This is a genomic window from Nonomuraea sp. NPDC049714, assembly GCF_044465295.1.
Lineage (GTDB): Bacteria > Actinomycetota > Actinomycetes > Streptosporangiales > Streptosporangiaceae > Nonomuraea.
Genome location: NZ_JBITLM010000006.1, coordinates 549,239 through 569,267 on the forward strand (window position 1 = coordinate 549,239; position 20,029 = coordinate 569,267).

General features: G+C 69.4%; 19 protein-coding genes. 11 read left to right on the top strand and 8 right to left on the bottom strand.

The window, feature by feature from the left end:
• The first annotated feature begins 112 nt into the window (after positions 1-112).
• The 6 genes from ACIBQX_RS26090 to ACIBQX_RS26115 all read left to right on the top strand — a co-directional run bounded on the left by ACIBQX_RS26090 (position 113) and on the right by ACIBQX_RS26115 (position 7,836).
• On the top strand, positions 113-1,462 hold the full coding sequence (locus ACIBQX_RS26090) for a hypothetical protein (RefSeq protein ID WP_397008784.1): 1,350 nt from the start codon (positions 113-115) through the stop codon (positions 1,460-1,462).
• A gap of 14 nt (positions 1,463-1,476) precedes the next feature.
• On the top strand, positions 1,477-2,433 hold the full coding sequence (locus ACIBQX_RS26095; RefSeq protein ID WP_397008786.1) for a hypothetical protein: 957 nt from the start codon (positions 1,477-1,479) through the stop codon (positions 2,431-2,433).
• A complete protein-coding gene (locus ACIBQX_RS26100; protein WP_397008788.1) occupies positions 2,433-4,517 on the top strand; it encodes a hypothetical protein in 2,085 nt (694 codons plus the stop codon). Before ACIBQX_RS26095 ends, ACIBQX_RS26100 begins: the two co-directional genes overlap by 1 nt.
• Before the next feature lie 24 nt (positions 4,518-4,541).
• Complete coding sequence (locus ACIBQX_RS26105) at positions 4,542-4,928, top strand: hypothetical protein (RefSeq protein WP_397008790.1); 387 nt, start codon at positions 4,542-4,544, stop codon at positions 4,926-4,928.
• 67 nt (positions 4,929-4,995) lie between these two features.
• Positions 4,996-6,840 carry a LamG-like jellyroll fold domain-containing protein gene (locus tag ACIBQX_RS26110; protein ID WP_397008792.1) on the top strand — a complete coding sequence of 615 codons (1,845 nt, stop codon included), beginning with the start codon at positions 4,996-4,998 and terminating at the stop codon, positions 6,838-6,840.
• Positions 6,841-6,939: 99 nt separating this feature from the next.
• Entirely contained in the window at positions 6,940-7,836 is an 897-nt protein-coding gene (locus ACIBQX_RS26115) for an SDR family NAD(P)-dependent oxidoreductase (protein WP_397008794.1), read from the top strand.
• 108 nt (positions 7,837-7,944) lie between these two features.
• On the opposite strand, the gene ACIBQX_RS26120 is transcribed toward ACIBQX_RS26115, so the two are convergent.
• The 3 genes from ACIBQX_RS26120 to ACIBQX_RS26130 all read right to left on the bottom strand — a co-directional run bounded on the left by ACIBQX_RS26120 (position 7,945) and on the right by ACIBQX_RS26130 (position 11,492).
• On the bottom strand, positions 7,945-8,364 hold the full coding sequence (locus ACIBQX_RS26120) for a hypothetical protein (protein ID WP_397008796.1): 420 nt from the start codon (positions 8,362-8,364) through the stop codon (positions 7,945-7,947).
• A gap of 173 nt (positions 8,365-8,537) precedes the next feature.
• Positions 8,538-9,227: a DUF899 domain-containing protein gene (locus ACIBQX_RS26125; RefSeq protein WP_397008798.1), complete on the bottom strand. Its 690-nt coding sequence runs from the start codon at positions 9,225-9,227 to the stop codon at positions 8,538-8,540.
• Between the two features lie 189 nt (positions 9,228-9,416).
• On the bottom strand, positions 9,417-11,492 hold the full coding sequence (locus ACIBQX_RS26130) for a HEAT repeat domain-containing protein (RefSeq protein ID WP_397008800.1): 2,076 nt from the start codon (positions 11,490-11,492) through the stop codon (positions 9,417-9,419).
• A gap of 354 nt (positions 11,493-11,846) precedes the next feature.
• Between ACIBQX_RS26130 and ACIBQX_RS26135 the strand changes: the two genes are divergently transcribed.
• Both ACIBQX_RS26135 and ACIBQX_RS26140 read left to right on the top strand, forming a co-directional pair.
• A complete protein-coding gene (locus ACIBQX_RS26135) occupies positions 11,847-12,023 on the top strand; it encodes a hypothetical protein (RefSeq protein WP_397008802.1) in 177 nt (58 codons plus the stop codon).
• 34 nt (positions 12,024-12,057) lie between these two features.
• The gene (locus tag ACIBQX_RS26140; protein WP_397008804.1) at positions 12,058-12,348 is read left to right on the top strand and encodes a hypothetical protein; all 291 of its coding nucleotides are present in this window, start codon (positions 12,058-12,060) and stop codon (positions 12,346-12,348) included.
• Positions 12,349-12,372: 24 nt separating this feature from the next.
• Here ACIBQX_RS26140 and ACIBQX_RS26145 read toward each other — a convergent pair whose 3' ends face one another.
• Positions 12,373-12,876 carry a hypothetical protein gene (locus ACIBQX_RS26145; RefSeq protein WP_397008806.1) on the bottom strand — a complete coding sequence of 168 codons (504 nt, stop codon included), beginning with the start codon at positions 12,874-12,876 and terminating at the stop codon, positions 12,373-12,375.
• Positions 12,877-13,224: 348 nt separating this feature from the next.
• Between ACIBQX_RS26145 and ACIBQX_RS26150 the strand changes: the two genes are divergently transcribed.
• Positions 13,225-14,235: an ABC transporter substrate-binding protein gene (locus ACIBQX_RS26150; RefSeq protein ID WP_397008807.1), complete on the top strand. Its 1,011-nt coding sequence runs from the start codon at positions 13,225-13,227 to the stop codon at positions 14,233-14,235.
• On the opposite strand, the gene ACIBQX_RS26155 is transcribed toward ACIBQX_RS26150, so the two are convergent.
• From ACIBQX_RS26155 to ACIBQX_RS26165, 3 genes are all read right to left on the bottom strand, one after another.
• Positions 14,232-15,032 (bottom strand): substrate-binding periplasmic protein, encoded by an 801-nt coding sequence (locus ACIBQX_RS26155; RefSeq protein ID WP_397008809.1) that lies wholly within the window; start codon positions 15,030-15,032, stop codon positions 14,232-14,234. The two genes, ACIBQX_RS26150 and ACIBQX_RS26155, sit on opposite strands and share 4 nt — an antisense overlap.
• Positions 15,029-16,357: a hypothetical protein gene (locus tag ACIBQX_RS26160; RefSeq protein ID WP_397008811.1), complete on the bottom strand. Its 1,329-nt coding sequence runs from the start codon at positions 16,355-16,357 to the stop codon at positions 15,029-15,031. The genes ACIBQX_RS26155 and ACIBQX_RS26160 overlap by 4 nt, the downstream gene beginning before the upstream one ends.
• A 171-nt stretch (positions 16,358-16,528) precedes the next feature.
• A complete protein-coding gene (locus ACIBQX_RS26165; RefSeq protein ID WP_397008813.1) occupies positions 16,529-17,179 on the bottom strand; it encodes a TetR/AcrR family transcriptional regulator in 651 nt (216 codons plus the stop codon).
• 69 nt (positions 17,180-17,248) lie between these two features.
• On the opposite strand from ACIBQX_RS26165, the gene ACIBQX_RS26170 reads away from it, so the two are divergent.
• On the top strand, positions 17,249-18,199 hold the full coding sequence (locus tag ACIBQX_RS26170) for an alpha/beta hydrolase (protein WP_397008815.1): 951 nt from the start codon (positions 17,249-17,251) through the stop codon (positions 18,197-18,199).
• Here the strand turns inward: ACIBQX_RS26170 and ACIBQX_RS26175 are convergent.
• Positions 18,190-18,537, bottom strand: coding sequence for a hypothetical protein (locus ACIBQX_RS26175; protein WP_397008817.1), 348 nt, complete (start codon positions 18,535-18,537; stop codon positions 18,190-18,192). The two genes, ACIBQX_RS26170 and ACIBQX_RS26175, sit on opposite strands and share 10 nt — an antisense overlap.
• Positions 18,538-18,785: 248 nt before the next feature.
• On the opposite strand from ACIBQX_RS26175, the gene ACIBQX_RS26180 reads away from it, so the two are divergent.
• Positions 18,786-19,898 (top strand): methyltransferase, encoded by a 1,113-nt coding sequence (locus tag ACIBQX_RS26180; protein ID WP_397008819.1) that lies wholly within the window; start codon positions 18,786-18,788, stop codon positions 19,896-19,898.
• Positions 19,899-20,029 lie beyond the last annotated feature (131 nt).

The window sequence follows — 20,029 nt, forward strand, 5'->3', positions numbered from 1 at the left end:
GTAGACATCAACCGCGTCTGACAAATGGACCCGTTACCGTGACACGGGTAACAAATATGCATGAAACGGACGTAATATTGACAAATTCCCCCAAACTCTACGCTTCCGATCGATGAACGCGTCCATCCACGACCTCATCGCGTCGTTCGTGGAGCGGCTGACCGTCGTGGAGATCGACGTCGCCGGCATCCGGTTCTTCGAGGTCCGCGCGGACGAGATCGGCACGCCGTATGTCATCCGCAGGGCCGCCGCCAAGTGGTCCACCCTGACCGCCACCGGCGACGAGGTGGCGGACGCAGTGGGCCGGGTCGCCCGCGAGCTGGTCTCCCCCGACGGCCCCGACCCGGTCGTCGTGCTGCACACCGCCGTCGGCCCCGAACAAGAGGCGAGCCTGCGCGCGCTCACCGCGTGGTGCCCTGCCGCCCAGGTCGCGCACCCGACAGCGACCAAGGCGGGTGACCTGCTGCGCGACCTGGTCACCCGGGTTCCGCTGCGGCAGTCGTACGACCTGATCGTGGCCAGGGAACGGGCTGGGGACGGGCAGCTGGAGCTGGCCGGGCAGCCACTCTTCGGCGCGGGCACGCTGCCGGGCCAGGACGCCCACGTCGCTGTGACCTGCACCGACCCCGGCGGCATGCTGCTGGCGGTCTCGGCGTGGGCGGGCCCGCTCGAACCGTCGGGCCTGGTCTCGGTCGACCACGCGCCGCTGCCTGCGGGCCGGCACACGCTCAGAGCGGTGCTGGAGCTCCCCGGCCAGGTCCGCTTCTCCGGCATCGCGGGCCTGCGCCCGCACACCGGCTCCTGGACGGAGGTGGTCGCCGACCTCCCCGTACGGCTCCGCCCCCCTTCCCCCCGCCCCGCCCACCTGATCTGCGCCATCGAGACCACGGGCACCCAGGACGAACTGGAGGCACGCTGCCACTGGCCCGCCTACCTCATCGACCTGCTGGCCGACACCCCCACACAGATCTCGATCATGAGCTACGGCACCCATGTCTTCGGCGAACGTCACCCGATCCACGTCTCGCCCAGGGTGGCCCTCTGGGCCGGCTCGGCGGCCGAGGCCAGGCTGGCGCTGGATTCGCTGCGCCCGGCTCCGCCGACGTACCCGAACGCCGCCCAGGTGGAGGACGTCCTAGCCGAGCTGCGCGGCCGGCTCAGGCAGGACGGCGCCCGTACCGCCCTGCTCACGGTCGGCGCGCGCCCGCCGCACCCCCGCAGGGTCGGCAGGGACCGCGTGCCGCCCTGCCCGCTCCGGCACGACTGGCAGATCCTGCTGCAGGAGCTGGAGCAGCGCCACGGCATGAAGTGCGCGGCCATCTGCGACGGCACCTCGCCGGTCTGGGAGCGGCTCGGCCCGGCGGCGCTGTACCAGGTGGACGCGGTGGACGTCGAGAAGCTCGCCGCCCGCCTCGACTTGACGTCCACCGGCGGCTCGCTCGCCCTTCCCCTCGTCAGCTGAAATGAGGACCCCGCGTGACCGAGACCGAACCGGCGCCCGACATCGCGATGTGGGGCGCCTCGGGTAGCGGCAAGACCGCCTTCCTAGCTGCGCTGAGCATCGCGCTGAACAAGGCCGAGACGAACTGGAAGCTGGTCGGCGAGAACCAGGCCTCAGGGGCGGAGCTGATCAAGCTCCGCAACAGGCTGCTGGACGATCGCAGGTTCCCCGACTCGACCGAGTCCCTGACGTACTACAGCTGGCTGCTGATCGGCCCAGCGGAGGACCACCGGCAGTGGTGGCGGCCGTGGCGAACGCAGCCGGGCAGGGCCCCGAGGATCAAGCTGGACTTCCTGGATCCGCGCGGCGGCCTGTACGCCGACCCGCAGGCGAGCGTCGACAAGGAGGCCCTGGTGTCCAGCCTGGTCAGGAGCCGCGGGCTGATCTACATGTTCGACCCGGACCGGGAGAGCCTGGTCGGCGACGCCTTCAAGCACCTGGACTCGGCGCTGAACGAGGTGGCCGCGCAGATGCTGGCGGGCAACGAGTACGCCGACGGCAAGCTCCCGCACTACATCGCCGTCTGCATCACGAAATATGACGACCCACGGGTGTTGGCGCTGGCGGACCAGTGGGGGTTCGCCGAGCCCGATCTCAGTGACGAGCTGCGCATCCCGCGCGTGGCCGAGGACCACGCCAGGGAGTTCTTCCACCAGCTCTGCCAGCACGGGCGCAACCACAACGCGGAGATGATCCTCGACCTGATCGAGACGTACTTCCACAAGGACCGCGCGAAGTTCTTCGTGACCTCGTCGGTGGGGATGTACATCGACGAGCGCTACGGTCGGTTCGATCCGGACGACTTCCTCAACGTCATCGACGACCCCCACGGGGGCCTCACGATCCGCGGCCCCGTCCGCCCCATCAACGTCATGGAGCCGGTGATCTGGCTCGGCGGCATGCTGAGGCCGCACTCGATGAGGAGCGGGTGATGACGGCGCGGCCGACCGCTCACTGGGCCGTCCTCGGCAAGACGCCGCAGAGCCTGGACGACTACGACGTGATCGGCTTCAGCACTGGAGCGTTGAGCAAGGCGGAGTTCTCCGACTGGCTCAAGTCGTTCTCCTCAGGCACCGTAGAGCCCAAGGCGCTGCCGCGCGTGGCGGCCAGCCACTTCAACCGGCGCGGTGAGTCCTGGCTTGGTCTGTCCCTGCAGACGAAGCCGGAGTCCCAGGACGGCTTCCACCGTCCGTACACGATGACCTGGCACGTCTGCCTCCGCTGGGAGCAGGCCTCGAAGACCTCGATCTCCTACCGCGCCCTGTACGAGGCGCTGCTGAGAAAGGACTTCTCCGGCGAGAGCCCGTTCCGGCTCAGCCTCCGCGACTACGACCCGTCCAGGCTGTCCGGCATCGCCAACGCCACCGCGCGCCGGGCGGCGGCGCTCCTGCTCACCGGCAAGCCCGTCTGCGTGGTCCGCGCGGAGCTCCCGATGGAGCAGCGGCTCGACTTCCTCGACGCCGTCGCGGCGCTCCTCCCGTACGGCATGCGCAGCGGACTCGCCGTCTCGACCTGGACCAACAGCGCCTCCAGGCACCGCATCCGGCTCTCCTTCGCCGAGGTCGCCCCCGCCCACGGCGCCTGGGAGCTCCCCTGGGAGAAGGACGTCCCGTACGACCTCCCTCCCGAGGCCCGCCGCTACGAGCAGGAACTCGCGCAGTACGAGCACGACGGCCTGGCCCGCCTGATCCGCCGCCTGGCCGCCCTTGACCGCCCGCTGGACCTCGACAGCGAGACCGACCGCGCCGAGGCCCTCGTGCGAGTACGCGAGCACACCGCGATCAGCCTCGCCTCCTCCGTGAGGCAACTGCTCCCCGAGTCCCTCGACAGCCTCGCCGGCGCGGACGAGGTGCGGCTCCAGGAGCTCAACGCCCATCTGTCGCAGGCGCTCCACCGCATCACCGACGACGACCGCCCCGCCTATCGCGACATCGTCAAGCGGAACCTGACCCGGCTGCCCGACCGGCTGGCCGACTCCCCCACCACGGGTACCTTCTTCGAGATCCTCCTGCGCCTCCTGTACGGCCCCGCCCTCCACCGCCACGACCTCGAGAACCTCCGCCACGACCTCGCCGGCCTCAGCGAGGTTCCCCGCCCCCTCGCCAAGGCGCTCAAGGCGGCATCCTCCCACTGCGAGCCTCTGGTCAAGCTGCTGATCACTTTCCTCATAGGCGACGCCAGGATGCGGCAGCAACTCCTCTCGAACATGACCGTCGACGAGCTACTCCACCTGATCGGGCCCTCCTGCGACGCCACCGTGCTGGACAGCGTCCTGCGCGAGCTGGGAGACCGCCACGACAGGAAGGAGGTCGCCCAGCAGCTCCACCACCACCGCTACCTGGTCAAGCCGGTCTCCGCCTGCCTCGGCGACTCCGGCCTGGAGCAACACCGCAGCATCTTGCGGCTCAGCCGCGGGCGCCTGCTCCTCCCCGCGGACGTCAAAGAGATCCTCGAGGCCCTGGACGAAGTCCCTCCCCAGGCGTTCATGCTCGCGATCATGACGGAGAGCGGCCCTGGAACGGGTGCGGCGCTGCTGTCGGGGCTGACCGCGCACGCCTTGAGACAACTGGGGCTGGAAGGCCCGATCAAGCGGGAGATCGAGGACGGCCTCACCAGGATGACCGCCCCCGCGCTCACCCGCGTGCTGCGGAGCCCGCGCAGGCTCTTCAGCGGCCGGCGTCCGAGGACGGTGTCCTCCCAGACCGGCAGGATCCGCAAGGCCCAGGGCGCGATCCGCCAGCAATTCCCCACCCCGCTCACCGAGCCCGGCGTGGAAGCGGCGCTCGACCGGCTCGACCACCCCGCCCCGCTGACAGACCTGCTCGCGATCATGGCGGAGAGCGGTCCTGGAACGGCTCCGGTGCTGATCTACTGGCTCGCCCAGAGCGCGGTCGACCAGCTGAGCTCACGCCTCACCGCGGAGTCCCTCGCCGACATCGACCAGGGCCTGCAGCGGATGACCGGCCCCCGCCGCGCCCTACCCCTCCCGTGGCGCTCCCCTCAAGGCCGAACCTGACCCGTCCTTCTGCGGAAGCTTTTCGTGATTCATGCAGTCATATTGCCGCATTGCGATTCCTGGACGAAGGCCGTGCTGCCCAGCCTTACCGGGTTGGTCGAGATTCCCGCCGTGTCGGCTGCCTACGACGCCGAATGGGAGGAGCACGGTCACTTGCGAGCGGCCGTCGAACACGTGCAGGCCTGGGTGACGTCGCGGGCCCTTCCCGATGCGCGGTGCGAAGTGGTGCAGCTCGATGGCCGCGCCCCACTCCTCTTCGTGGACGTGCCCGCGACGTCGGGCGCGGCGTCGAGCGGGACCGTCCTGCTGTACGGGCACCTCGACGGGCGCTCGAAACGGATACGTGAAGGATGGACGATCGGCTTCCGGGCGGCCGGGTCAAGATTTCCACCGAGGGAGAGCGGCTGTTAGCGCTCCGGGCACCGCTGGGTCATGTGGGCCGATCATGGTGCTGCGCGGCACCTGAAACGGAGTACACATGACTCAGCCCTCCCTTGGCCGTCGCACGCTGCTGTGGGCGCCCGCCGCAGCCGTGGCGTCCGGGACCATGCTCGACGCCTCACCTGCCCAGGCCGCCACCGGTCGCGGTAGGTACGACCGGCACAGCCCGCGCTTCACGATCGGCGTGCTGCCCGACACGCAGTACCTCTTCGACGAGGACAGTTCCGACCCCGCTCCGCTCCGCCAGACGTTCCGTTTTCTCACCGGCGAGCGCGAGAGCAGGAACATCGCGTTCATGACGCACCTGGGCGACGTGACCGAGCACGGCAGCGAGCACGAGATCAGGCTTGCCAGCGATGTGTTCAGGGCCATCGACGGCAAGCTGCCGTACAGCGTGCTGGCCGGCAACCACGACATCGCGGGCGGTGACGACCAGCGCGGTGACAGCGCCTACCTGCGGGCGTTCGGCCCGGCCAGGTTCGCCAGGATGCCGACGTTTCGTGGCGCCTCGCCCGACGGCTACAACAGCTACCACGTGCTGGAGGCCGGCGGGCGGAAGTGGCTGGTGCTGGCGCTGGACTGGCGGATCTCCGATGGGGGGATCCGGTGGGCGCAGGGCGTCATCGACGCCAACGCGACCCTGCCCGCCATCCTCACCACGCATGATCTGGCCTGGCCGGACGCCTCGGGCGGGGCGGGGCTGTCGCAGTACGGCCAGCGGCTGTGGGACACCCTCGTGCGGCGCAACGACCAGATCTTCCTGACGCTCAACGGGCACTATTGGCCGCCCGGCCGTACCGTGCTCAAGAACGACGCCGGCCACGACGTGCACGTGCACATCGTCAACTACCAGGACCGCTATTACGGCGGCGCGGGCATGATCCGGCTCTACGCGTTCGACCTGGTACGCAACGTGATCGACGTCGAGACGCTGTCGCCATGGCTGCTCGATCGCGACCCGACCGACCGTGCGCCCCTGGAGGCGGAGAACCTCGAGCTGACCGGCTCCGTGGACCGCTTCAGCATCGACATCGACTTCGACGCACGCTTCGCGGGGTTCGCCCCGCGCACCCTGCCTCCGCCGCGTCCGGCCAGGATCGTGATGCCCAGGGGTACGGTCGCGTACTGGCGGTTCGACGGCGAGGGGCTCGCCGACGCGGGCACGGACGGCGCGGTCGTCCCGGCGGGCGCGGTCGCTCGCGATCTCACCGGCGGTGGCAACGATCTCACCATGGAACTCCTGCACGCCAGCGCCCCCGAGACGCTGAAGTGGTCGGCCGAGCACCACGAGGGCCAGCCCGCGCACGCCAGCCTGCGCTTCGGCGGCGGCAAGAACCCCGACCGGGGCGCAGTTCTCAGGTCGGCGGCCAACGCGCCGATCAACGGGATGAAGTTCGAGTCCGGGTACACGATCGAGGCGTTCCTCAAGCTGCCGGAGCCGTTCGAGGGCGACCACGCGTGGATGGGCATCCTGAGCTGGGAAGGGCGCAGTGGTGACGCCGGCAAGACCAGCGGCTGGTCGCCGGAGGAGCCGACGTGCAGCCTCAACCTGTCACCGGAGCGGTTCCTGCAGTACGTCGTGTATCCGACCGACCGCGACGCCGACCCCACGTCGTGGAGCCACTCTCTGCCGGTCGGGCGCTGGATGCACGTCGCGGTCGTCAACGACTCGCGGCGCACCGTCGTGTACGTGGACGGCTCCAAGATCGCCCGGAACCCCACCCAGCCGTCGAGAGGCATCTCCACGCTGGGCAGGCCGTTCGCGATCGGCGGCACCCAGTTCGCGCTCAAGTACGGGCAGGGCTACTACGGGTGGATCGGCGACGTGCGGATCATGTCCCGGGCCCTGAAGCCGCGGGAGTTCCTGACACCGTACGAGTGAATGCACGCGTGGTCCGCCATGCGGGTCCGGGTGAGCCGGTAGTGCGAGGGTTTGGGCCAGGCGGTGGATTCGCCGTCGGATGCCTTCCTGTGACGCTGGTTGCATGGATCTTGCTCGGGCAAAGGGGTCGTCGGTGAGAACCGGCCGTTACGGCGAGTAGTTGCCGGTCTCCGAAGGTGGGTCGCCCGCGTCGACGGCTCGCTGGAACCGCGTACACGCTGGTGGTGGAGATGCCCATCGCGTCGGTCAGGTTGGCTCGCTCGTAGCCGTCGTCCCCACTCCCAAGAGCCTGTCTCTTTTTGCGGCGATCGCTGCAGAAGTGCTACCGTCGACTTCTGTAACGATCGCTGCGGAAGTACAACCAAACAGCTTGTGGAGTTGGGCCACATCGTTTACGTCGGCGCGCGTGACGTCGAGCGAGGGCAGAAGGCCGCGGCGGTGCTGGGCGCACGATTCGTCCGACTCGATGTGACCGACGACGCATCGGTGAGCAGCGCGCTGGCGACGATCGATGCGGCCGAGGGCCGGCTCGACGTTCTGGTGCACAACGCGGGCGTCCTGGGAGACGGAGTCCCCGACGGTCCCACGGCTCTCCGAGCCTTCGACACCAATGCGGTGGGAATCGTGCGCGTCACGGAGGCGGCGCTTCCCCTGCTGCGCAGATCATCGAACCCCAACGTGGTCACCGTGTCGAGCAGCGCCGGGTCATTCTGGGCAGTGACCAATCCGGAGCGGCCGGAGTTCGGCTTGCCGTTGGCGCTTTACTCCGCCTCCAAGTCCGCGGCCACCATGCTCACGGTTCAGTACGCCAAGTCCCAGCCGGGCATCAAGTTCAACGCGGTCGAGCCCGGCACCACCGCCACCGATATGACCGCGGCATTCGGAATCGGAAGATCACCGGAAGAGAGCGCCAGAACCGTCGTGCGCCTGGCGATTCTCGGCGCGGACGGTCCGACAGGAACGTTCCAAGACGAAACCGGGGAGTTGCCCTGGTAAGCACGTACGGAAGCAATGGCAGGCCGGGATGCCTGCCCGGCCGGAATCCACGTGCGGGGGTGCCCTCCACGTTCCCGTTGGAGAGCACCCGGGCTGGTCACAACAGGTTCAGCCGCAGTGCACGTTGTTGAGCTCGCGGATCGTCCAGGCCGGTACCGTTGCGCCGACGTCGATGCACTGGCCGGGCGCGGAGACGTACACCGGGCCGGCGTAGACCTTGTACTCCCCGGCATCGGTGGAGCTTCCGCTGCCGTCGCCTCTTGAGATCGTGACTCTCTTCCAGCTCAAGGTGTTGGCGTAGGAGCCGTAGCCGTAGGTCAGGGCGCAGTTCTTTCCGGTGCTGGAGCTGTAGTACACCTCCAGTGTGCCCGTGCGGGTCCCGTCCTTGGAGACGGCGTAGACGCCGACCCTGGAGTAGCTGCTGCCGCAGGGCCCGGCCGCACCGGCCGGGGTGGCGCCCGCTACCAGTGTGGTGGTGGCGGCCAGGGCCGTACCGGCCAGGAGGGTCGCCAGCTTGCGTGTGCGCACGAATATCCTCTCGATGTCCATCGGAGTGATCATGCTAGCCACTGGCTCACGGTCGCCGCCCGCGATTCGTGCTCAATATGGCGGTTGGCACGTATTTGACCCCAAAGGCCCTTCGTGCGCACTCGTGCGCACGAAGGGCCTGTCTGGTCCGCTCGATGAGCCTGACGAAGGTCCTAGGCGGTATCCGGGCCGTAGAGCGCGGCGATGTCCTCGGAGGAGGGCCACCGGCTGTAGGTGGGCGACTGCGGCCAGCCGTCGGGCGAGTCCTGCCACTCCTCCTGTCTGCCGTACGGCAGCAGGTCGATCAGTGCGAAGGTGTGGCTGAGCTGCTCGGTGCCCCGGCCGTTGGTGTGCCAGGTGCGGTACACGGTGTCGCCATCGCGGAGGAACACGTTGACGGCGAAGCCTTCGCCGGGCGGTGCGCCGACGTCGGCGCCGAACGGGCTGTTCGCGGTGGAGTACCAGGGCATCTTGTTCCCGACCCGCCGTTTGTAGGCGAGCGCTTCGGCGATCGGGCCCTGGGTGACGATGACGAACCGGGCATCGTAGGCGTCCAGGAACTCCAGCCGGGTGAACTGCGAGGTGAAGCCCGTACAGCCCGGGCACTGCCACTCCTTGCCCGGGAACCACATGTGGTTGTAGACGATGAGTTGCCTCTTGCCTGCGAAGACGTCCGCCAGCCGCACCGGTCCCTCCTCGCCTTCGAGGGTGTAGTCCGGCATTTCCACCATGGGCAGGCGGCGGCGCTGGGCGGCGATGGCGTCGAGTTCGCGGGTCGCGGCCTTCTCCCGAGCACGCAGGTCTTCGAGCTGACGCTGCCAGGTATCGGCGTCGACGACGGGCGGTAGTGCGTTCGTGCTCATGGTTCCTCCCTGATCCTTGCTCTATGGGGGTAGACCTGCCCCGGCCGTCGAAATCATCGGTGGCCGGGCAATCCGATGGGGCAAGCCATGGCAAAGACCGCTCAATCTCTACGGCACCGTCAACGTCAACCCGAGTGGCGCATACGAGGCCGTCATACGTCCGCTGAGGAGCTTCCACACCCGGACGGCTCAGGAGAGCCGGCCGATGATGGCATGGCAGCCCCGCTGTAGTTCCTCGTCTCTGCGGATGCTCGCGAAGCGGGCGTTGCGCCGGGGCAGGGTCAGTTCCGAGCGGACCTGAGGCAAGGCCGGTTCCGCCGCGAGCCCCATCCGGTCCAGGAACGCCACGATGTGATCCCCCGTCGCCGGGTTCTGACTCCATGCCTGGAGCAGTATGTCCAGGACGATCGATGTCTCGGCCTCGCCGCCGATCGTCCAGACGGCGGCCGCGCCGTGAATACGGACCCAGTCATAGCGGTCGGTCAGCAGCTGCCGCAGCTGCGGCAGAGCCGCCACGGCGGGCAGGCCGATCTCGGCCAGCACGTCTGCGGCTCGCGTCTTCCAGAAGAAGGGCCTGCCCGTGAGGAGCTCGCCGAGCAGCGGCATCACTTCCTCCCGATCGCCGCCGATGGCCCACAGCGCCGCGACGGCGTCCGGGCGTACGTGCGCATCGGAGGCCGCGGTCAGCGGTCGGATCGTCTCGAGCGCGGGTGCCGCCGCAGGACCGAACGTCGCCAGGGCCTTCAGCGCTGCGGACGTGGTTCCCGCCTGGTCATGACGTACAGCGGCGGTCAGCGTGTCGATGATCGAAGGCAGCGCCGCCTGATCCCGGAGGTCCCCCAGGGCGGACAGCAACGCGGCCGCGCCGCTCCCGAGCCACCGCTGCGTGTGGTCGACGCGGCGTAGGTGCGCACACAGGTGAGGCACCAGTTGGTCCGCGGCCTCGATCAGAGTGCCCGCGACCTCCACCGCGCGCCAGGCGTCGACGCCGCTGTCCAGGGCCGCCAGCACGCTGGGCACGGCTCGCGCGTCGCCCAGGCGCCCCAGCGCGCGAACCGCCTCCTGGTGAGCCCTGCGCTGCTCGGAGTGCGGCGCGGCCCACGCATCGGGTCCGTGCGCGGCGACGTGCGCGGCCAGCGCGTCCCGGGCCGGTTCGGCGATCGCGTGGCACTCCTCCAGAACGGCCGCGGCCTCGGCGGCGACCTCATGCTCGGTGGCGCCGAGGTGTTCGGAGACCTGCAGGATGAGCGAGGCATGGTCACCGCGCCAGGACTTCATGAGCTCTGCGCTCATCCGGATCGCGTCCAGCCGGGAGCCGGGGTCAGGGGTGCGTAACTGCTGCGCGAGCAGCGCCGTGCGCTGGGATACCCGTCCTGCCAGGGTCTCGTGGAAGGTACGCAGCAAATGCGTGGTGGGCGCGTGCACGAGCCCCTTCCGGTCGAGATCCTCGAACGCGGCGACGACCTGCGGCGCCACTCCGGCCGCCGGAGCCTCAGGAGTCGTTGGTGTCACGTGGAAAGCCGGGGCCGGCCGCTCCCCGTCCGGCACCGTGGCGTTCGCCATTTCCCGTAGCAGGTCGATCGCGGCCGGAACGGTGTCCTTGCTGATCTGTTCCGGGGCGCAGCGAGCCTGCTGGACCACAGCCGCCAGCCTCGTCCCAGGGTCCCGAGACGCATCGGCGGCCAGCTCGTCGAACCACGCCATCGCGCCGTCCGACAAGGCCGGCACGCGAAGAGCCAGCGTTGCCATGGCATCCACGACCAGCAGCCGCTCTGCCGTCCCGGGCTCGGCCGACAGCCGATCGCGCAGCACCGCCGCAGCCCTGTCCGTGTCGTCGAGGAACAGGGCCAGGCCTGGAATCGCGGCGCGGCGTACGCGGGGATCGGCATCCGCGGCGAATCCGACGAACACCTCCGCCCGCTCGCGCACCACCGCCGCCGCTCCCGCGAAGTCCACCAAGTCGGCGTACTGGTTCTCGCATTCCTCGACGGCTGCCGTCCCGATGCTGACCAATAAGTCGACGATCGCCGCTCGATCGGGAGTTGCGACGTCTCCCGCCAACTCGAACAGGAACGGCAGACTCGCCGTCGTGCAGGGGACCACAACGCCCTGATGGTGGACGGCGCTGTAGAACCTGACAAGGGCTTTGCGTCGTTCTTCCCTGTCCGGGGACCTCAAGCCCAGCAGCAGTCCCGGAACCTCAGCCGCCGACCCGTACGCATGCTCCATCGACGACCAGTCGATGTCGTAGAGACCTTCAAACATACGTGGCACTATGCCCGATCACACCACTGTTCGGCCGCCGGAGCGGGATGTCGTGGTAACCCCAGCGTAGGCCAGGCGCATGACCATGAAGATCAGTGCGAACCAGGCGAAAGCCTTGGCCCCGCGCCGCTTTCCCTGTCACCTGACGACTATGAACAGCGGGGAACCGGTCGATGACCTGAGGGCGCTCGGGATCCCGATGTACGCTCAGAATCGTGGCTACCGACAGCGGTGCATGCCATTGCGTCCGATGTGAGGTGCGCCAACCCCTGGAGTCCCGGTGAGCCGCATACCGTCCCCTCGATCCCTCCGGTCTGCTGCAGGCGCCGCCCTCGTGGCCCTTCTCGTGGCCGGATGCGGATCCCCGTCCGTCAGCGGCGAAGCCGCCGACACGCCGTCCTCGGGCAGATCCACCGGCGCGACGCCCACGGCCTCCCCGAGCACGAGCACCGGCACACCGGCGAGTACACCCACGTCGTCGACTCCGCCCCTGCCGAGCGCGTCCGACGGCAAGCGTTACTCGGCCTGTAAGGACGGCACCTGCGAGGTGGCGGTGTCCCGGCCGGTGCGCATCGCGGTGAAGGGCGGCCGCCTCTCGGTCATCAAGGTGAAGCCGAACAACAGCCTCGAATTCAAGCTGACCTTCGCTGAGGGCGGCGGTGGTTCCGGCACGCTGAAGGGCACCTGCGGCTCCGTTTTCACCTTCTTTCGTTACGGCGGTGGAGTCAGTGTGCTGGGTTGCGGCGCCGAAGACAGCGCTCCGAAGAAGCCTGCCCGTATGAAAGGAGCGCTACGGATGCAGATGGAGGGGTGGGACGCCGACAAGGCCGCGATACTGAGGTTGGTGTCGGGCTGAGACAGAGGTGCCGGGCACGCATGATCACGATGGCTCATCGTCATAGATGAATTCATCCCACACCGGCACGGGATTCCCGCCCTCCCGAGGTCCTTCATCGTCATCGGACGGGTAGAACTCGCGGGTGATGTAGTCGACGAGTTCTGTGCCGTAGGGGACGATGTCCGCGCCCCACATCGACAGCACCTGATTTCCGTACGTGCCGCGTCCGCCGGGCAGAAAACGATGCGCATAGAGCGGGATCAGTCTCGGGGCCCTCGCCAACTCCTGCCCTGCGATCCGTGACGCCTCCGCCTTGTCCTCAGGCCGTGCTCCCCATGAGCTCAGCCAAGTGCCCAGCCGCGCATCGTGCAGAACCTCGCGTACCGGCCAGTCCAGGTGGCGACGGAGCTCCTCTTCCTCGCCGTCACGCCAGTCCGGCCAGGGTCGCTCCCAGGTGGCGCCTTCCTCACGCCGGGCGGAGTTGATCGGAAGGCCGGCGGCGAGGAAGGCGGGGAAGTGGATCAGTTCGTTCTCGGAGTCGATCAAGAATACGACCTACAGCGACGCATACCGGGCCCGCTCCGGTTACGGGTACAAGGCCTGCACGAAACAGCCTGGTCTCGGGGGCAGCGCGGCGGTGTGCACCGGCGTCTGGTGGGTGTGACGCCCTGATCGCGCGACGCCCGTGCTCCGTTCGGCCGGCGGGCCGGCCTGACCGCCGGCGCATGGCCGGGAGGCGTTGACCACCGGCCCCAGGGACCTTTGCACCACGCGAAGGTCCCTTTCCCTGCCGTGGCTTCCGGCAGGGCGGTGATCGGTTGCGTGACGGCCGGGGTGGAGTGTCGAATGGGGGCGACACTCGGGCGGGACGTCGGCGAACCCCTTGGAGGGGCAATGAGGCCGTTGGCCATCGCACTGGTCGTGGCTCTGGTGGCGGCGGGCTGTTCGACGCCGCGGCGGGACAAGATCACGGTCGCGTGCGGCGCGAGCGAGCGCTGGTGCGCGATGATGGTCAAGAGGTTCTCCGATGCCACCGGGGTGGAGGCCGACTTCGTCCGGCTCTCTAGCGGCGAGGCCCTGGAGCGGCTCAAGGCGGCCAGGGAGCGGCAGGAGTTCGACGTCTGGCATGGCGGGCCGGCCGACTCCTATGTGGCCGCCAAGAGTCAGGGGCTGCTGGAGCCGTACGAATCCGCGAGGTCCGGTGAGATCCGGCGGGAGTGGGCCGATCCGGAGAACGCCTGGAGCGGGATCTACGCCGGCGTGCTGGCTTTCTGCAACAACACCAAGGAGCTGGCCGAGCGAGGCATGAAGCCGATCCGCTCCTGGCGGGAGCTGCTGGACGAGCGGCTGCGCGGCAGCGTCGCCATCGCCCATCCGGCGACCTCCGGAACGGCGTACACCACGCTGTGGACGCACGTGGAGCTGAACGGCGGCGATCAGGAGGCGGCGCTCGGCTACCTGCGCGACCTGCACCCGAACGTGCTGAGATACAACTCCTCCGGCAGCGCGGCCGCACTTCAGGCGGCGAAGGAGGAGGCGGCGGTCGGCGTCGTGTTCTCCCATGACTGCGTCGCCGCCCAGGAGCAGGGTTATCCGAACCTGGAGGTGACCTTCCCGCAGGAGGGCACCGGTTACGAGCTCGGCGGGCTGGCCGTACTGGCGGGGGCGCACAACCTCGACAGCGCGCGCACGTACGTCGACTGGGCGCTCAGCGGGGCGTCGCAGCGGCTGGGGCCGCTGGTGCAGTTCTACGCCCTGCCCACCAACACCGGGGTGCCGGCGCACTCCAAGGCGGCCGATCCGGCGACGGTCAAGCTGGTGCCCTACGACGTGGCGGTCGCGGGGCGCGCCAAGCAGGCGCTCGTCGGCAGGTTCGGTGCGGAGATCGCCGGTCCGCCCGGCTAGGAACAGCCCTCGAACTGCGGGACCGCGACCACCGACAGGTCGATGCCCGACTTGCCGAACCACTTGTCCAGCAGCATGTGGGCCGTGCCGTCCTGGTACATCTGGGTGATGGCCCGGTTGAGCTCCTCACAGCCGTCGACGTCGCCCTTGCGCACGCCGATCGACGTGCGTTGCTCGTTGAACGTCGCGCCGACCAGGTGCAGGTCGACGCCCGGCTTGGTGAGCAGCCCGGCGAGGATCTGGCTGTTGGTGGAGATGGCGTCGATCGCGCCGTTCGCGATCATCTCCATGCAGACGTTGTAGTCGGGCGCCTCGACGGGGATCGCCTTGACCCGGCGCTCCTCGACGATCCGCTGGGCGATGTTCGTGCCGCGCACCAGGCAGATCTTGCGACCCTCGAGGTCGCGGACGTCGCGGATGGCGCCCTTGTCGGCCGGCCGTACGGCGATGTCCTGGAAGTCGACGTGGTACGGCCCGGCGAAGTCGATCACCTTCTTCCGCTCCGGGGTGACCGACATGTGGGCGAAGACCAGGTCGGCCCGCCCGTCCGTGAGCACGGTGAGCTGGTCGCCGGCCTCGATCTCCAGCCAGCGGATCCGCTTGCCCAGCCGGGAGAGGAGATCCTCGGCCACGTCGATGTTGAAGCCGTCGTACGCGCCGTCCTGCCCCTTGAAACTGATCAGCGGGACGTCGGAGCGGATGGCGACGACCACCTCGTCGTCGTCCATGAGAGATTGCGGCTGCGCGGTGCCGCAGGCGGTGAGCAGCAGGATCAGGCAGATCAGCAGTTTCCTCACCGGTACTCCCTGAGTCGTGGCAGGACGCCGACCAGGACGAGCAGGCCGCCGGCCGCCTGCCCGGCGGGGATCCACCGCCACAGCGTCTCCAGAGCGCCGTCGCCGCCGTCGATGGCGCGCTCGAAGTCGGACTCGTGCCGCCGGATCAGCTCCTCCAGCACCTTGTCGTAGCTCTCGTAGGCCTCTGTGAGCTCGCCGTCCCAGAACTTGATCGCCGCCTCGGCCTGCATGGTCCGCATCCTGGCGTCGGCCTGCTGGAAGCCCTGGTAGACGGCGAACAGGCGGTCCCGGTCGCGGCCTGTCACGCTGCCGAGCAGGCCCTGGAAGTTCGCGCGCAGCTTGCTCTGGTAGTCGGGCAGGCTCGTGGACTCGACGGCCGCGATCGTCCGGGACTTGTCCAGGAAGGTGTGCTCGTAGGTGTCCTTACGGAAGCGGTCGAGAAGGTAGCGGCTCTGGTCCCCGTACATGCTCTTGCTGATCGCCCTGGCCCTGGTCAGGGTGAGCACCGAGTCGAACCCGCGGCGTTTGGCCTCCTCCAGCGCCTGGCTCTGCCGGTCGAGCAGGACCAGGCCGGCCACCAGGCCGGTGGCGGTGAGCACGGTGGCGACCACCAGCGCCGGCGCGAACACCCGGCGGAACCTGCCGGCCAGGTAGGTCTGCAGGCCCAGGAGACAGCCCAGCGCGAGCAGCCCGGTGACGATGACGGCGATGCGGGCCAGCGAGGTGGCCGAGCGCTCGGCGTCGTGCGCGCGCCTGACGATCGTCCCGGTCTCCAGGGTCAGGTTGTAGGCCTTGGGCAGCAGCTCGCGGTGCATGAGGTCGGTGGCCGCCTGATAGGCCTCGACCACGTCGTCGGGCGGCCGGCCCGCGGTGTGGCGGGACTGCGCGTCCAGCAGCCGGGCCCGCGCCGCCAGCCGCTCGTAGCGGCCCAGGCCCTCGATCAGCGACTCGACCGTACGTTGCTCGACCGGGTTGTCCAGGGCCAGCCGGTACATTCTGAGCAGGCTCTCGGAGATCTCCAGCCGCCGCTGGTCGTAGGTGGTCAGGTCGGCCTGCTGTTGCGGGCCGTACTCCCTGCCCAGCAGCAGGGTCTCGGCCACCAGCGCGTCCATCTCCGACATCTGCCGATACAGGCCCGCGGTGGCGAGCACCTGCGGTCCGGCGTCATGCCCGATGGCGCGCAGGCTGGAGCCCGTACCCGCCGCGCCGGCCAGGATCGCGGCCAGCAGCAGCGTCAGCGTCAGGAGGGCCAGCCCGGCCAGCGCCCGCACCCGCCCGGAGACCGACCGCTCGCGCCGGGCCGGAGGCGTCGCCGTCACCGTCATGGGCCGCTCCCGTGGGAGACGCCGGGATCGTAGGCGTGCACCGCGCCTCCCGAGATCGACTCGTGCTGGGAAGTCGAGCATGGCCGCGGGTGCGGCAGGTCCGCAAGAGGGTTCGGCGGTAGCGGCGGCCGAAAAGGGACCGGCGTGCCGGAGGCCTGCGCGTAGGGCTGCTCAGCCGCGTTTAGTGGCGTAGCGGCGCAGGCCGCGGGCGAGGAGGTCGAACCCGCGGCTCGCGGTGGTGACGGCGTGGGCCGCGAGCTCGGCGTCGGGAACCTCGGTGAGGATCGCGCGCCGGATCGCGGCGATCGACTCCCGATGTACGGCCAGCAGCGCCTCGGCGGTGAGGCGGGGGCGGATGTCGTCCGGGGTCGCGCCCTGTTCCGTGGCGATCAGTTCGCTCAGCGCCTCGGCGTAGCGGGCGTGGATCAGGTGTTCACGGGCCTGTAGCGCCGGGCTGGCGGCGACGAGGGTGGCGAAGACCGACGCCCGGCGCCTCATGGCGGGGTCGAACTCCAGCCTGCGATAGCGGTCGAGGAAGAAGCGCTCGGCCGCGTCGAGCACGGATGCGCGCGCTGAGCGGGCGCGCACGCTTTCCAGCAGAGCCGTGCGGAAGGCCGTGTCCTCGCTGTAGACGAGGTCTTCCTTGGTCTCGAAATGGTTGAAGACCGTCTTCTCCGTCACTCCCGCGGCTCGGGCGACCTCGGCCACGGTGACCGCGTCGAAACCGTCCCGGGCGAACAGCCGCATGGCGTTCTCGGCTATCCGCTGCCTGGTCTGTTCTTTCCGCAGGGCGCGGCCTCCCGTGGTTGCGGTCTCGACCATCTCGCGCTCCCCAGGTACAGTGACTGAAATAAAAGGTTACAGTAACTGTACCGAGTGGAGGGCCCGACCATGCCGGTGCTTCCTGAGCTCGTCCCCATGCTGGCCCGCATCGACGAGGCCCGTGGCCGTCTGCCGGACGCGTCCATGTCGGCCGCAGAACGCCGTGCCGTCATCCATCGGGGCATGGACCACCGAGCCGCCACGGTGGTGCGGCCCGCCCCGCCGGTCGTCCAGACCGATCACGACATCGAGGTCGAGGGCGGCCGCATCACCGTACGCGGCTACACGCCGGAGGGGGCCGGTCCGCTGCCCTGTCACGTGTACGTCCATGGCGGCGGCTGGTGGCTGGGGACGCTCGACCATCGTGATGCCCTCTGCGCCCGGCTCGCGGTCGACACCCGATGCGTGGTGGTCTCGGTCGCGCACCGGCTCGCACCGGAACATCGCTTCCCGCTGCCGGTTCACGACTGCCACACCGCCGTGCGGTGGGTCGCCGACCACGCTGACCTGCTCGGCATCGACGCGTCACGGCTCTCGATCGGCGGCGACTCGTCAGGGGCCAACCTGGCCGCCGCCACGGCGCTCATGATCCGGGACGAGGGCGGCCCGTCGCTGCTCGCCCAGGTGCTCGAGATTCCGGTGCTCGACCTCACGATGGACCGGACGTACGCGAACGAGGCCGAGGGGCCGCTCGTGCTGACCCGTGACGAACTGGCCGCGGCCATCGAGGGATACTGCGCCGTCGAGGATCGACGCCGTCCTTACGCCTCGCCGCTGCTGGCCGGTGATCTGACCGGGCTGCCGCCCGCCCTGATCATGACGGCGGAGTACGACCTCCTCCGTGACGAGGGGGAGGCCTACGGGGAACTGCTGAGGCGGGCGGGAGGCTCGGCGGAGGTGGTCCGCTGGGCCGGGCATGTGCACGGGTCGCACGAGATGTCGGCGGTGCTGGAGTCGGCCCGGGAATGGCAGTCGCGGGTCGCGGGGTTCCTGCGCGACGCGTTCAAGGGTCAGGGCTGAAAGACCCCACTCGTGGCCTTGACGACAACAGGGCCGTCAAAGGGAGCGGGCCATATCTGAAGATAATGGTCATCGACGGCATCGTCGGTGCCCTCCAGGTCCATGCCCTCGATCTCCACGATGTCCTCATAGCCGGTGAGATCCGCCCCTGGGTCCCGGTCGGCGACTGCCACGGTGAATCTGGCCGGCCCCCACTGATGGGTGATGCGGAGGTTGGCACAGCCGTGCTCGACCTCGATGATCTCTGTGGACTGAGCCGGCGTCGCGGCGTCTGCGCCCAGCTCCCTGTCCATCAGATGCGCCCGACCACAGTCCTGCACGTCGAGCTCCAGGCGCACGGTGCGCGTCTCATCGCTGCTCGTGAGCGGAGAGCGTAGACACCGCCACCGACAAGATCATGCGTGAACGGGCCTAGGATGAAGACGGTTCCGATCCCACGAGGAGGTTGATCATGTCGTTCCCACCGCCCGGCATGGTTCTCGGCGACGCCTCGGCGCGCACTTCCTCGCGGGAGGCCGCCACAGGCTGATCCACCGCGACGAAGTGCTCTTCATGACCATCACTGGTTCGATCATGAGGAGCCTGAGTGCTCGAGATCCGCTGGACCGAAGACGGCGAGGCCCGGTCCGCCCGCTGGCGTTCCGAGAACGGCTCGCCGCCACCCGCTCGCGTGGTGATCGCCGATGACCGCCTCACCGCTGACACCGCCTACCGCCTGGCCTGTGAGGGCACCGCGCTGTTGTGGCGTGGCGACTTCCACCACGCCCGCCGGCTCCTGCGCGCCATGGCGCGACGGGCCGGGCGGCGTCCGCGTGGCCCCGCGCTGCCGCCGGCCCGCGCCTTCCATCGCCACCGCCAGGCACGCTCCCAGCTCGCCCGCACGCTGGGCATGCTGCTGGTGCCGCTCGATCAGGACTACACCGTCCCGCTCCGGCGCGCCCCGGACCCGCGGCAGGCCTGCACGGAGGTGTACGGTCCCGCCGCGGGACCGTCGGTGACCTCGCTACGGGAGCTGCTGGGCATCGTCGGCGCGCACGAATGGCGTGACCGGGGCATCGACGTGCCCGCGCTGGGCGGTCGCATCCACCCGCACTACGGCGTCTTCGCGCCGATCCGCGGCGAGTACGTCGACCTGGTGGCCCGGGCACCGCTCGTCTCGCACGCCAGGGCGTTCGACATCGGCACCGGAACCGGCGTGCTCGCCGCGGTCCTCGCTCGCCGGGGCGTCGAACGCCTCGTGGCCACCGACCAGGACCCGCGCGCCCTGGCCTGCGCCCGCGACAACCTGCGACGGCTGGGACTGGCCGGCCGGGTCGACGTCGTGCACGCGGACCTCTTCCCGCCGGGCCGCGCGCCACTCGTCGTCTGCAACCCACCGTGGATCCCGGCCAAGCCCGCCACACCCCTGGACCACGCGGTCTACGACCCCGGCGGACGCATGCTGAGCGGCTTTCTGCACGGCCTCGCCGCGCACCTGGAACCGGACGGAGAGGGCTGGCTGATCCTCTCGGACCTGGCCGAACATCTCGCGCTGCGGACCCGGGCCGAGCTTCTGGCCGCCTTCGCGACCGCAGGCCTGCGGGTCGTGGACCGGCTGCGGACGCGGCCGAGACACCCGCGTGCCTTCGACGAGACCGACCCTCTGCACGCGGCTCGTGCCGCTGAGGTCACGTCCCTGTGGCGGCTCGGGCGGGCCTGAGCCGCCACAGGGACGCACCGCCCAGTCGTACGGCGGGATGCTCCTATTGATGTCAACCGTTGGGACCCTGATCGTTGCTGGTGATGATCCGGTAGAGCTCGCGGGCGATATAGCGCTTGAGACAGCGGATG